Raw genomic sequence first — 13,030 nt, forward strand, 5'->3', positions numbered from 1 at the left:
GATGAAAATCACACTGGAAAAGAACGTGATGGAGAATAACGACCGGGCGGCTGAATTCAATCGACAGCTTTTTCACAAAACCCGTACGCTGGCGATCAACATCATGAGTTCACCGGGGGCGGGAAAAACAACGATACTGGAAAAAACCATTTCGGCGCTCGCGGCTGAATTCCGAATCGGTGTCATTGAAGGGGATATCGCCACAGAACGTGATGCCGACCGGATACGCCGGACAGGCGTCAGAGCCATTCAGATCGCGACCGAGGGCGAGTGCCACCTTGATCCGCGGATGGTTGCCAAAGTACTTCCGGATCTTGACCTTGATTCAGTCGACATTTTATTTATTGAAAATGTCGGCAATCTGGTCTGTCCGTCGGAATTCGATCTCGGCCAGAATCACAGGATTGTTGTCCTCAGTACTCCTGAGGGAAACGATAAAATCACAAAATATCCGCTGATGTTCCATGTGACGGAACTTGCTCTGATTAATAAAATCGACCTGCTGCCGTACGTCGCTTTCGATATGGACAAAGCCGAAGAGGATCTGCACGGAATCAATCCGGATTCGCAGCTCATGCCGATTTCGGCAGTGAGCGGAGCCGGCTTCGACAACTGGCTGAACTGGCTCAGGAAAGCGTATGAAACGTGTGCGAAGCCGTAAAAGTTCTCGTCAGAGGCAGGGTGCAGGGAGTCGGCTTCCGTCCGTTTGTCTTCCGTCTTGCTCAGGAGGCCGGCCTGAAAGGGACAGTTCAGAATAACATGGACGGTGTCCGCATCGTCTGGGAGGGGACCCGTGAAGCGATCCGCCTGGCGATGAAAAAGCTGGTCTCGGAAAGGCCGAGGCTGTCGCGGATTGACGAGATGACCTGTGAGCATGTCGCAGCAGCGGGCCTGACGGATTTTACGATCCTCGAAAGCGACCGGGGCGGAAAATCGACCCTGGTCATACCGGTGGATTCGGCCGTCTGCGACGATTGTCTGCGTGAAATGCGTGATCCCGGCAATTTTCGCTACCGCTATCCGTTCATCAATTGTACGCAGTGCGGTCCGCGCTATTCGATTATCGCCGCGCTTCCTTATGACCGGCCGTACACATCGATGAAAGATTTTCCGATGTGCGATCAATGTGCGGCGGAGTACAGCGACCCGTCCAACCGGCGCCATCATGCGCAGCCGATTGCCTGCGATACCTGCGGGCCCTATGTGTCGCTGATCGATATGGACGGCAATGTTCTCGGACGGCACGACGATGCCGTTCGTCTGACGGTCCGGTCACTGGAGTCCGGCATGATTGTGGCGGTCAAAGGTATCGGCGGCTACCATCTTGCCTGCGACGCGGCCGATCGGGAGCTGGTTGAAAAGCTCAGGCAACGCAAGAACAGGCCGGAGAGGCCTCTGGCCATCATGGCGGCCTCCGTTGAAGCGGCACGACGGATTGCCGTGGTCTCGGATCGGGAAGAAAGCCTGCTTCGTTCGCCGGAGGCGCCGATCGTCCTGCTTGAAAAAGGCGCTGATTATGACCGGCTGCTTCCCGAAACGCTGGCTCCCGGAGTCCGGACAATCGGCGTGATGCTGCCCTATACGCCGCTGCATCATCTGCTTTTCGATGACGGAAGTTTTTCTTATTTGGTCATGACCAGCGCAAATCCGTCCGGATTGCCGATTCTTTATGAAGATGAACCGGCGCGCGTCTACTTGGCCGGAATTGCCGACCGGATTCTGACACACAATCGGCCGATCCTGCATGCCATTGACGATTCGGTTGTCCGCCTGAGCGAACGTGCTCCTTTTTTCCTTAGGCGTTCCAGAGGCTATGTACCCGATCCCCTGCCGGCGCGGACAGATGTGGACGGAGTGATTGCGCTGGGCAGTGAAATGAAGAACACATTCGCGCTCGGACGGCACCGTCAGATTTTTATCGGCCCTCATCTCGGCGATCTGTCCGCCGAGGAAAGCCTCGGGCATTATAAAAAAACGCTGTCGCATCTGATGAAGTGGATGGGGATTGAAGTCAAAACCGTGGCCGTGGATATGCATCCGTTATACAGCACCCGATCAGTCGCCGAAAAGATGAATAAGCCGATCGTTCCCGTACAGCACCATCATGCGCATCTTGTTTCCTGCCTGGAGGAGAACAAACTGGAAGGGCCCGTTCTCGGGATTATTCTTGACGGTACCGGGTACGGAGAGGACGGCAATATCTGGGGATTCGAAGTGCTGTATGGCGATGCATCGGGCTACCGCAGGCTGGCTCATCTCCGCTACACGCCGCTTCCGGGCGGAGACAGGGCCGTTCTCGAACCGTGGCGCAATGCGGCGGCGATGCTGATCGAACTTCTCGGCGAGCGGGGACGCCGTCTGGCCGGACGCCTTTTTCCGGACAAAGAATCGGTCCTTGCCGTGATCTCGCGCATGCTTTCGCTGAAACTGAACAGCCCGCTTGCAGGAACATGCGGCCGGCTGTTTGACGCGGTCAGCGCGATACTGGGCATCTGCCGCGAATCCACTTATGACGGCGAAGCGGCCATCCGGCTGTCCGAATGCCTGACGCAGACGGCTGAAGATGCAGTGCCCTATCCCTTTATCGTCACTGAAAAACACGGCTTAAAAGAATTGGACTTTAAACCGATGATTGAACAGATTGCTGTCGAACGGCTAGACGGCGATCCGCTCAGGCCGATTATCCGCCGCTTTCATGAAACGATAGTTTCTGCGTGCCGCAGCCTGCTGGAAGACATCGCCGGAGAACATCCTGAACTTGGTCGGCGGGTCGTGCTGTCAGGAGGAAGCATGAATAATCCGTTTCTGTCGCGTCGGCTTGCTGAAAGCCTGGAAGCCGGCGGTTTCTCGGTTTATACGCACCATCTGCTCCCGAGCGGCGACGGCGGGCTGTGTCTCGGCCAGCTGATGATCGCCGCCGCGAAAAACAGAGTGTCCGGTGAAAAAAATGCCGATTGAGAGATTAGAAAGGCTGTTTCAGGTCCCGGCAGAATCATTTAAGAAATTATGACTTTAGGAGGATGAACAGCATGTGCGTAGGTGTTCCTGCAAAAGTAATTGAGAAGAAAGAATATACGGCTCTGGTTGACGTGATGGGGACAAAGATGGAAGTCGGCACTCTCTTTGTACCGGAAGTGGAAGTCGGCGAATACGTCATCGTCCACGCCGGGCAGGGAATGTCGATCATCGATCAGGATTTCGCGCGCGATAGCCTGAATGAATGGGGGAAGATAGCCCGTGCCGGCGTTATTGGAACCCGTTGATCCCGGTGTCGCAAAAGAACTGGCGCAGAAAGTGATTCAGCTTGCCGACCGCTATAAAGAAAAAACAAGAATTGTGCCCGCTTTTATGGAAGTCTGCGGGTCACACACGATGGCACTTGCCAGGACGGGTATCAAACTGATGCTTAAAGGGCATGTGCGGCTGATCTCGGGACCGGGCTGCCCGGTCTGCGTCACCGATCAGAAACAGATCGATGCCATGATCGAAGTCGCCGAGTCCGATGACCGGATCGTCTGCACGTTCGGCGATATGATGCGCGTTCCCGGATCAAAAAGAAGCCTGCTCAGTGCGAAGACGGATGGGCGCGACGTACGCATCGTCTATTCACCGCTGGACGCTGTCAGGATTGCTGAAGAAAATCCGGATAAAGAAGTGATTTTTCTCGGAGTGGGATTTGAGACGACGGTTCCGGTGCTGGCTGCCGCCATCCAGCTGGCCGCGCAGAAAAATGTCGGCAACTTTTCGATGTGGGCGACAACCAAACTGGTTCAGCCCGTGCTTCGGGAACTGCTGACTGTCAAAAAGGTAAAAATTAACGGATTTCTGCTTCCGGGACATGTCTCGATTGTTCTTGGAGAAAAAGCGTACCAATTCCTGATCGATGAGTTCCGCATGCCGGGTGTAATCAGCGGTTTCGGGCCGGTTGAAATGCTGAGCGCGATTTATAAACTGCTGGAGATCATCATTGAAGACCGGCCGGCCATTGTCAATAATTATAAAAGTGTTGTCCGGCCGGAAGGCAATACGGCCGCGCAGAAAATCATGTACGAGTTTTTTGAACCGTGCGATGAAGCGTGGCGCGGACTGGGCGTAATTCCGCAGAGCGGACTGGACATCCGTGAAAAATATGACCGGTTCAATGCGAAAAAGAGATTCAACATCAAGGTCGGAGAACCGAAAAAAACGCTTTGCCGCTGCGGGGACATGATCTGCGGAATTGCTTCTCCGGAGGAATGCATCCTTTTCGGGAAAGCCTGTACGCCGCTGCATCCGATCGGGCCATGCATGGTATCGACGGAAGGCAGCTGCGCGGCACATTACGCTTATATGAGAGAGGATGAATGACCGATGGAGCGCAAGGTCACGCTTGCTTACGGAGACGGCGGAGAACTCGCCCACAAACTGATTCAGCAAGTTTTTGTCTCCGCTTTTGGGAATCAGGATGCTTCCCGCTTTGATTCTGCTTTACTGTCGCTGGGAAGCGGGAACATCGCGGTGACGACCGATAGTTTCGTTGTCAATCCGCTGTTTTTTCCCGGAGGCAGTATCGGCAAGATTGCCGTTGCCGGAACGATCAATGATCTGAGCGTTGCCGGCACGGTTCCGCTGTATCTGACGGCCGGATTTATCATCGAAGAAGGTTTTCCGCTCGGCGATCTCCGGACAATTGTCCGGTCGCTGGCGGAAGAAGCGGCGGCCGCCGGGGTCCGCGTCGTTGCCGGCGATACGAAGGTTGTGGAAAAGGGCGGCGCCGACGGCCTTTATATCAATACGACGGGGATCGGCCTGCAGCGCACGGAGCATGCCATCCGACCGGAAGAGATACAGGAAGGCGACGATGTGATTATCAGCGGGACGTTGGGCGATCACGGCATTGCGATTCTGGCCGCCCGCGGGGAACTCGGATTGATGACCGATCTGAAGAGCGACTGCGCGCCGCTGAATCGGATGATTGACAAGGTACTGGAGAGCGGGGCACATGTCCGGATTATGCGCGACCCGACGCGTGGCGGCGTAGCGACGACGCTCGTCGAAATCGCCGAAGATTTCGGCACCGCCATTGAAATCAGCGAGGCCGCGCTCCCGATCAGGGATGAAGTCAGAGGTGCCTGCGACATTCTTGGATTCGATCCGCTTTATCTGGCAAATGAGGGGAAAGTGATCCTGATTGTCGCCCACGAAGATCGGCAGAAGACGCTCGACGCTCTGCGCGCTTTTCCCGAAGGAAGCAATGCCAAGGTGATCGGGCATGTTATTGGGAAAGAAGCGGGACGGCTGCTGCTTGAAACGCCGCTCGGCAGCAAAAGGCGCCTGCACCGGCTGTCCGGAATGATGCTTCCGAGAATCTGTTAAACCCAGGCCCGGAAGCATGCGGGTCCCGCCTGACGATTTCGGAGGCACAGAAGAGTACCTTAAGAAGCAGTGAATCAAGGCAATTCTTTCAACTATAAAAGGAGCTGGTAAAAATGGGTATCGGCAATATCGGTATTCCCGGTTTAATCCTGATTCTGATTGTGGCACTTGTCATTTTCGGACCGTCGAAACTTCCGGAAATCGGCCGGGCATTCGGCAAGTCTCTGAAGGAATTTAAAAGCGCCACTCAGGGCCTGACATCGACAGAGGACGAACCGAAAAAAGACAAGCAGACGATCACGGAGAGCAAAGTAACGGAAAGCGAAACAACAGAAAGCAAAACACCAGAGGGAGAAAAAAAAGACTGAGAGAATTCGGGTGAAATCAAATGAAGAATAGTCAGAAGATGACATTGTTAGAACACCTGAATGATCTGCGCAAGCGATTTATTGTTGTACTTGTGACGTTTGTTTTGAGCTTTGCGGGTGCGCTCGTCTTTGTACGCCCTCTTTACCGCTGGCTGGTCAATGATCTGAGCATACGCGGGAAACTGACAGTTCTCGGTCCGACGGATATCATCTGGGTCTATTTCATGCTGGCCGGGGTCGTTGCGATCGGCGTCACGATTCCGATTGCGGCATGGCAGCTCTGGGTATTTGTCGCGCCGGCATTGACGGAAAAAGAGCGTAAAATCGCACTGGCTTATATCCCTTCTATCTTTTTGCTGTTCTTTTGCGGCGTTTTTTTCGGATATTTCGTTGTTTTCCCGAATATCCTTCATTTTCTGGTAGCCATGAATGCGGGCATGTTCACTGTGATGTTTACGACCGAAAAATATTTCGGCTTTTTACTGAATATTGTTCTGCCGTTCGGGTTCCTTTTCGAACTTCCGGTTGTCGTTGTCTTCCTGACGAATCTCGGCATTCTGACACCTGCCCGGATGCGGAAAATGCGGAAAGCTGCCTATCTCATCCTGGTTATACTGGCAACGATGATTTCTCCTCCGGACTTTGTTTCGCATTCGCTTGTCGCTGTTCCGCTTCTCCTTCTCTATGAGATCAGTGTCACATTTTCCTCCGTGGCATTCCGGCGGAAACAAAGAAGGATGCGGGCAGCCGAAAAAGAGCTGTCGACTTTATAAAAGGCCGGCGTGGCCGTCTTTATTCATGATTCTTTCCGTTTCGGTTGCGGCGGGGCACAGCATATGTTAAATTAAAGATGAAGGCAACTTGAACGTGAAGATAGGAGCGTTAGTTCATGCATACATTCTTGCTGGTTGTGCTGCTTGTTTCCGCACTGGTCATGGTGGTTTTGATCATGATGCAGAGAAGCCGCGGAGACGGCCTTTCTGAAGCGATCACAGGCGGCGCGGAACAACTGTTCAGCAAGCAGAAATCGAGAGGCATTGAGGTCGGTCTGAATCGATTGACGGTCTTTTTTTCAGTCGTATTCTTTGTTTCCGCATTTCTGCTCGGTTACTACTTTTAAAAGAGGATACAGGACTTAATGAACCGGAGGGGTAATCGGAGGTGGATTGCCGTTCCGGTTTTGCTGTTTCGCAGCAGTCCGGACAATCGCAGAATAAGCCCTGAACGTGAAGCCGTGCCGCGGTTTTCACGGCTTTTCGGCGATCTTTAGACCTGCTCCGTATTATAGCGTATAATATGTGTAAAGAAACAGAGAAAATGGCAATTTCTGTTGATTAAGACGGCCAGCCGGCTGAAAACAGAAAATTGCCGGGAGGATGACGGGAAATGAAGGTCAGGCCTCCGAAACCTTTCTTTTTTGAAGGCGGACCGCGTGCCGTTCTTCTCCTGCACGGATTTACCGGCAATTCAACGGATGTCCGCCAGCTGGGCCGTTATTTGTACAAGCGCGGGTATACGTGCTACGGACCGCACTACAAAGGGCATGCGGTGCCTCCCGAAGAGCTGATGAAAACGACGCCGGCCGACTGGTGGCAGGATGTCCGCGAGGCTTACGGCTATCTGAATCGGCTCGGCTATCGGGAAATTGCCGTTTGCGGCCTTTCGATCGGCGGGGTATTTTCCCTCAAATGTGGATACACTTTTCCAGTGAAGGGATTAATACCGATGTGCGCGCCGGCGGGCAGCCGGAAGCAGGACAGGATCTATGCAGGAGTTCTCAAGTATGCGGAGAATTATAAGATTTATCAGGGAGAAAATGATCGGGAAATTGCTGCGGACATGTCGGAGATCAGGAAGAAGGTTCCGGAACTGCTCGCCGCCGTCCGTGATTTGATCCGTGATGTCAGGCTTAATTTGTACCGCATTACCGTTCCGTCTTTTGTCGTCCAGGGGCGTCTTGACGAAATGATTGATACGAACAGTGCAGAGATTATTTATGATGAAATCCAGTCTGAAAGAAAACAATTGAATTGGTATGAACAGTCCACACACGTGATCACGTTAGGAACAGAAAAAGCGCAATTGGACCAGGATATCTATGCGTTTCTTGAAAGCCTGGATTGGTCTGTTTCCTAAGAACAGGGAGGTTTATGTACATGGCAGAAGAACGCATTCAGGAGATTCTGGATTATATGCGGGAAGAAACTTATCGGCCGATGACATTGCAGGAGCTGGAGGAAGCCTTCAGCGCGAGCGACAAAGAAAACTTTGCCGATTTTGTCAGAACAATGAATGAAATGGAACAGCAGGGGCTCGTCATCCGCACACGATCGGACCGTTACGGCCTTCCGGAGAAAATGAATCTGATGAAAGGCCGGGTACAGAGCCATGCCAAGGGCTTTGCCTTTATCATTCCGGAGGATGAAAAACTGGACGATGTGTTTGTCGGACCCAATGATCTGGCCGGGGCGATGAACGGAGACACGGTCATTATACGGGTTTCTGCAAAGAGCAGCGACAGGGGAGACCGTCCTGAAGGCACCGTCATCCGTATACTTGAACGCGCCGTGAAGCAGGTTGTCGGCACTTATAATGCGGGAAAACACTTCGGATTTGTCATCCCCGACGATAACCGGATCAACGGGGATATTTTCATTCCGGAAAATGCGGAACACGGGGCAATGGAGGGACACAAAGTGGTCGCCGAGATCACCAAATATCCCGAAGGCAGAAAAAACGCCGAAGGGATGATCACCCAGATTCTGGGACATAAGAATGATCCGGGCATCGATATTCTTTCGATTATCTACAAGCACGGCCTGCCGCTTGATTATCCCCCGGAAGTGATGTCCGAAGCCGAAGCCGTTCCCGATGAAATCCGGCCTGAAGATTTTGTCGGCCGCCGCGATCTTCGCGATGAAACGATTGTAACGATTGATGGAGAGGATTCAAAAGACCTGGACGATGCCGTCACCGTTACCCGGCTGGATAACGGAAATTATCACTTGGGCGTACATATTGCCGATGTCAGCCATTATGTAACGGAAGGATCCTCGCTCGATGCGGAAGCCTACGAGCGCGGCACCAGTGTCTATCTGGTCGACCGCGTGATTCCGATGATTCCGCACCGACTCTCGAACGGAATCTGCAGCCTGAATCCCCGGACTGACCGGCTTGCAATCAGTTGTGAAATGGAAATCACGCCTAAGGGAGTCGTCGTCGGCCACGAGATTTTTCCAAGTGTTATACGGACGACGGAACGGATGACTTACACAAATGTCCGAAAGATTCTGCAGCGTGAGGATGATGAAGTACTGGAACGCTATCACGATCTCATTCCTTTCTTCGACCTGATGGGAGAACTCGCCCATATTCTTGAAGAACAACGGAACGAGCGCGGAGCGATTGATTTTGATTTTACGGAAGCGAAAATTATTGTCGACGAACAGGGAAAACCGATTGATGTCGTTGTGCGGGAACGGACGGTTGCGGAACGGCTGATCGAATCGTTCATGCTCGCGGCGAATGAAACGATTGCCGAACATTTTGAAAAACTGCATCTTCCCTTCCTCTATCGCGTGCATGAAGAGCCTAATCCGGAAAAGCTGGAGAAGTTTTTCGATTTCGCGGTGAATTTCGGGTACGTTCTCAAAGGCTCGCCGGATCATGTTCACCCGCGTACGCTGCAGTCGCTGCTTGAAAAAGTCAAAGGGCAGCCGGAAGAAGCGGTCATCAGCACCGTGATGCTGCGTTCGATGGCCAAAGCGAAATATGACGACAAGTGTCTCGGACACTTCGGCCTTTCAACCGAATATTACACGCACTTCACATCGCCGATCCGCCGCTATCCCGATCTGACGGTTCACAGGCTGATCCGTAAGTACCTGTTCGATCGTCAGACAGATAATAAGACGCAGGCGTACTGGAAAGAGCGGATGCCGGAAATTGCCAAGCATACGTCGGCCTGCGAACAGCGGGCCGTTGAAGCGGAACGGGACACCGACGACCTGAAGAAGGCCGAATTCATGCAGGATAAAATCGGCCAGAACTTCGAAGGGGTAGTCAGCGGTGTGACCAATTTCGGCCTGTTTGTCGAACTCCCAAATACGATCGAAGGACTGGTCCACATCAGTTATCTGACCGACGATTATTACCGCTACAGCGAGGAGAATATGGCGCTGATCGGCGAACGCACCGGCCATCTGTACCGGATCGGCGATGAAATCGAGGTACGTGTTCTTGACGTCAACCTCGACGAGCATGCAGTCGATTTCGAGGTCGTCGGCATGAAACCGCAGAAGCCGAGACAGCGGAAATCGCGTCCGACGATCATTCAAGGAAAGGCACCGGTCAAGCCGGCAAATGAAGGGAAAAAACGATCGGCCGGGAAGCCGGGCGGCGGGGCAGATCATCGCCCGACGTACAAGGGAAACGGCCATGGCAACAGTAATTTCGGAAAAAACAAATCGTACGTCAAGAACAAGGGCAGAAATAAATAATCCGTTTGCGACCGAACTCCTGAAATTTTTCAGGAGTCTTACTTTTTCTAGGGGGCTGCACGCTCAAAACGTGCGGCCTCATAAGGTATAATATAATTAGGATGAATGGATGACTTCAAGGGGACTGCAACAACCGCAAAAAGAGTTTATTGTTTGGCGGAAAGCGCAATAGGCCGCTCTGTAAAGCGCGAACTTTCAGGACATTGTCAATGGCTGGAACGATTAGCGAGCGTTCATTTACCGAAAAACTGACGCAATGCCACGGATTTCAATCCATGGATATAAGCCCTGTTCTTCATTTTTTGTTTTTGGCTCCGTTGCTGTACTGATCTTCAATGTACTTTTTGACAGTTCCTTTTGAGACGGTCAGGCAGATCACGGCCTGTGAGGCATAACGGAAGTCAAGCTCCGGCTCAGCTTTGGTTTTGCTTGCTGGGCACCGCTCTGTCAATCCACTGATTTTAACCAGTGGTAGTTGAAAAAGATTTGCTATAATATATACTGAATGGCGTAAAGGTGCGGTTTGTCCTGGATACTGTTCCGGGACTTGAAGCGAACAGGGAATGTGACGATCGTTCATGAAAATAATTTTACAAACATTTATCAGGATCCTGCGAGTAAAATCCGTAAGGCAATGATACCGGCCGGTCGGCTCCTTCCTTCGGAAAATGAGATGGGCGATCAGTACAAGGCTTCCCGTGAAACGATCCGCAAAACGCTTGCGCTCCTTTCACGCAATGGCTATATTCAGAAGATCCGGGGGAAAGATTCGGTCTTGCTTGACGTCGGCCGCTTTGATTTTCCGGGGGCTTGCCAAGCACTCCGGAAAACATTGGGAGATGATGGTTCATCAGCTTATTTAAATGGGTCGGCGGTGAAACGGTGATTCTGGACGAAGATTTCCTGCTGATGGACGTTGTGCCGAAGCTGACCGCAGATATTTGCGAGTACTCACTGTCAGATTATATTGAGAATGAACTGAATCTGAAAATAGGCTTCCAACAAACAGAAGAAACAAGGCAATATTTGACTTTATCGACCGTTTCAAGTGCCGTTGTTGTCCGCAGTCTCGTATATTTGGATAATGCCCGGCTGTTTCAATTCACGGAATTGAGCGGATAAATTCCGTTTTGCCGGCTTTGCGCGCCGTGAGTATTTGTAGGCGTCTGTCTTTTCAATAATGATTGTTCAGGAGGAAATAAATGATAAAACTGATAGCTTTGGACATGGATGGAACTCTGTTAAATAATGAAAGAGAGATCAGCTGGGAAAATCTGCGAGCGCTGAGGTTCGCCCGTTCAAAGGGAATCGCTCTGGTCATCGCTTCCGGGAGGGCTTTTTTTGACATCCAGAGCAAGATGAAAGATGTCGATATAGATACGCATGCGATCGGCACGAACGGAGCGACAATTCACTCGGCCGACGGAACACTGCTGGGTGCCGATTTCCTTGATCGTACACGGACGCTGCAGATTGTTGCCGAGCTGGTCAGGCAAAAATACTATATCGGCGTTTACACGGAGCAGAATATTTATGTCCCGGAGGACGGAACGAAATGGCTTCACGAAGAGCTGAAGCGCCTGAACATTCATGAGGACCGGTCGGTCGGTTTCCAGGGTGCGACGCGTGATGATTTTTATCGATTCTTCGGCGACTGGCGTGAGATTGAAAAAACAGGGGCAGAATTTTATAAAATCATTGTCTTTTCCTTTGACGATGTGAAACTGAAGAAAGCCCGCGATGTTTATGAAGCGCAGCACCGTTACAGCATTGTGACAAGCGGTACCGGCAACTTTGAGATCATGCCTCCGAATGTATCCAAGGGCAACGCGCTCGACCATCTGGCCAATTACCTCGGAATCTCGCTCAGCGATGTCATGGCCGTCGGCGATAATTATAACGACCTGTCCATGTTCGATGTCGCAGGCCTCAGCGTTGCCATGGGCAATGCCGACGACGCGATTAAGGAAAAATGCGATCTTGTGACGACCCGCTGTGAGGAGAATGGGGTTGCCCATGCCATATATCAGGTACTCGGCAACGCTGAACATGATTGAATAACAGTAGAAACGATGAAACGGCTGACCTATGATGAAACTGAAGAGGGATGACTCGGAATGATCAAAAAAGTGCTTAATTATGTAGGCCTGTTTATTGCAATTTTCGCGGCTCAATGGATTTGGTTTACCTATATCAAGCCGGACAAAACAAAAACACCGCTTGAACTGATTCTTTCCTCAGTCGTTTTTATCGTTGTTTTTCTGCTATTGGATCTTGTACCGAAAAAAAGAATAAAATAATGACCGGCCGGTTTCGACTGCGGATTGCTTGCCAGGTTATCCGGCGCTGACTGATGGGCTTGTTCAGTGCGGCAGAAGACCGAAACCATCGTCCGGACCGATAAGCGGCCGCGGACGACCGAAAAAGGATGGCTCCCGACCGAAAAAGGGTAGCTCCCGACCGAAAAACTGCCTGTGCCGACCGAAAGCGAGCCTGAATTGACCGAAAAACTGGCTGGGAAGACCGAAACCATCGTCCCAGACCGATAAGCGGCCGCGGACGACCGAAAAAGGATGGCTCCCGACCGAAAAACTGCTTGCGCCGACCGAAAGCGAGCCTGAATTGACCGAAAAACCGGCTGAGAAGACCGAAACCATCGTCCGGACGGGTTTGTCAATAAGTCTGTGTAAGGCAGGGTATCCATTAAGTCATGGCCTTTTATTTCTGGGGAGGGGGTACCCCCCTCCCCAGAAATGTTTGATGGGTTTATATTCCGTACCGTTTTTCAAACATTTTCTGTATCTCACT

Annotated in this window: 14 protein-coding genes; all 14 read left to right on the forward strand. The window is 51.9% G+C overall.

Translation table 11 applies throughout. The annotated features are described in order from the left end of the window. Window position 1: 1 nt before the first annotated feature. Window positions 2-661: a hydrogenase nickel incorporation protein HypB gene (hypB, locus tag Q6A92_RS19370; RefSeq protein ID WP_274398610.1), complete on the forward strand. Its 660-nt coding sequence runs from the start codon at window positions 2-4 to the stop codon at window positions 659-661. Further along, on the forward strand, window positions 646-2,958 hold the full coding sequence (gene hypF, locus Q6A92_RS19375) for a carbamoyltransferase HypF (protein ID WP_332239085.1): 2,313 nt from the start codon (window positions 646-648) through the stop codon (window positions 2,956-2,958). Before hypB ends, hypF begins: the two co-directional genes overlap by 16 nt. Window positions 2,959-3,029: 71 nt before the next feature. After that, window positions 3,030-3,263, forward strand: coding sequence for a HypC/HybG/HupF family hydrogenase formation chaperone (locus tag Q6A92_RS19380; protein ID WP_274398613.1), 234 nt, complete (start codon window positions 3,030-3,032; stop codon window positions 3,261-3,263). Then, entirely contained in the window at window positions 3,238-4,347 is a 1,110-nt protein-coding gene (hypD, locus tag Q6A92_RS19385; protein WP_332239086.1) for a hydrogenase formation protein HypD, read from the forward strand. The genes Q6A92_RS19380 and hypD overlap by 26 nt, the downstream gene beginning before the upstream one ends. 3 nt (window positions 4,348-4,350) lie before the next feature. Next, complete coding sequence (hypE, locus tag Q6A92_RS19390) at window positions 4,351-5,355, forward strand: hydrogenase expression/formation protein HypE (protein WP_274398616.1); 1,005 nt, start codon at window positions 4,351-4,353, stop codon at window positions 5,353-5,355. A 113-nt stretch (window positions 5,356-5,468) separates the two neighbouring features. Further along, window positions 5,469-5,723 (forward strand): twin-arginine translocase TatA/TatE family subunit, encoded by a 255-nt coding sequence (locus Q6A92_RS19395; RefSeq protein WP_274398618.1) that lies wholly within the window; start codon window positions 5,469-5,471, stop codon window positions 5,721-5,723. Between the two features lie 38 nt (window positions 5,724-5,761). Continuing rightward, entirely contained in the window at window positions 5,762-6,496 is a 735-nt protein-coding gene (tatC, locus tag Q6A92_RS19400) for a twin-arginine translocase subunit TatC (protein ID WP_332239087.1), read from the forward strand. Window positions 6,497-6,612: 116 nt separating this feature from the next. Further along, complete coding sequence (gene secG / locus Q6A92_RS19405; protein WP_274398621.1) at window positions 6,613-6,843, forward strand: preprotein translocase subunit SecG; 231 nt, start codon at window positions 6,613-6,615, stop codon at window positions 6,841-6,843. Window positions 6,844-7,109: 266 nt separating this feature from the next. Next, a complete protein-coding gene (locus Q6A92_RS19410) occupies window positions 7,110-7,859 on the forward strand; it encodes an alpha/beta hydrolase (RefSeq protein WP_332239088.1) in 750 nt (249 codons plus the stop codon). Between the two features lie 20 nt (window positions 7,860-7,879). Beyond that, window positions 7,880-10,222 carry a ribonuclease R gene (gene rnr, locus Q6A92_RS19415; RefSeq protein WP_274398625.1) on the forward strand — a complete coding sequence of 781 codons (2,343 nt, stop codon included), beginning with the start codon at window positions 7,880-7,882 and terminating at the stop codon, window positions 10,220-10,222. Window positions 10,223-10,769: 547 nt separating this feature from the next. Beyond that, on the forward strand, window positions 10,770-11,108 hold the full coding sequence (locus Q6A92_RS19420) for a GntR family transcriptional regulator (protein ID WP_332239089.1): 339 nt from the start codon (window positions 10,770-10,772) through the stop codon (window positions 11,106-11,108). Continuing rightward, entirely contained in the window at window positions 11,105-11,344 is a 240-nt protein-coding gene (locus Q6A92_RS19425) for a UTRA domain-containing protein (protein ID WP_332239090.1), read from the forward strand. The genes Q6A92_RS19420 and Q6A92_RS19425 overlap by 4 nt, the downstream gene beginning before the upstream one ends. 80 nt (window positions 11,345-11,424) lie before the next feature. Then, window positions 11,425-12,279, forward strand: a complete 855-nt coding sequence (locus tag Q6A92_RS19430; RefSeq protein ID WP_332239091.1) for a Cof-type HAD-IIB family hydrolase — start codon at window positions 11,425-11,427, stop codon at window positions 12,277-12,279. Window positions 12,280-12,339: 60 nt separating this feature from the next. Then, window positions 12,340-12,522, forward strand: a complete 183-nt coding sequence (locus Q6A92_RS19435) for a hypothetical protein (RefSeq protein ID WP_332239092.1) — start codon at window positions 12,340-12,342, stop codon at window positions 12,520-12,522. The last annotated feature ends 508 nt before the right edge of the window (window positions 12,523-13,030 follow it).

It is taken from the genome of Sporolactobacillus sp. KGMB 08714, from assembly GCF_036598985.1.
Classification (GTDB): Bacteria; Bacillota; Bacilli; order Bacillales; family Sporolactobacillaceae; genus Sporolactobacillus.

Excerpts from the sequence above, each read along its gene's own strand:
- hypB (WP_274398610.1), top strand. The coding sequence starts at position 2 with ATGAAAATCACACTGGAAAAGAACGTGATGGAGAATAACGACCGGGCG.
- Q6A92_RS19380 (WP_274398613.1), top strand. The coding sequence starts at position 3,030 with ATGTGCGTAGGTGTTCCTGCAAAAGTAATTGAGAAGAAAGAATATACG.
- hypE (WP_274398616.1), top strand. The coding sequence starts at position 4,351 with ATGGAGCGCAAGGTCACGCTTGCTTACGGAGACGGCGGAGAACTCGCC.
- Q6A92_RS19395 (WP_274398618.1), top strand. The coding sequence starts at position 5,469 with ATGGGTATCGGCAATATCGGTATTCCCGGTTTAATCCTGATTCTGATT.
- tatC (WP_332239087.1), top strand. The coding sequence starts at position 5,762 with ATGACATTGTTAGAACACCTGAATGATCTGCGCAAGCGATTTATTGTT.
- secG (WP_274398621.1), top strand. The coding sequence starts at position 6,613 with ATGCATACATTCTTGCTGGTTGTGCTGCTTGTTTCCGCACTGGTCATG.
- Q6A92_RS19410 (WP_332239088.1), top strand. The coding sequence starts at position 7,110 with ATGAAGGTCAGGCCTCCGAAACCTTTCTTTTTTGAAGGCGGACCGCGT.
- rnr (WP_274398625.1), top strand. The coding sequence starts at position 7,880 with ATGGCAGAAGAACGCATTCAGGAGATTCTGGATTATATGCGGGAAGAA.
- Q6A92_RS19430 (WP_332239091.1), top strand. The coding sequence starts at position 11,425 with ATGATAAAACTGATAGCTTTGGACATGGATGGAACTCTGTTAAATAAT.
- Q6A92_RS19435 (WP_332239092.1), top strand. The coding sequence starts at position 12,340 with ATGATCAAAAAAGTGCTTAATTATGTAGGCCTGTTTATTGCAATTTTC.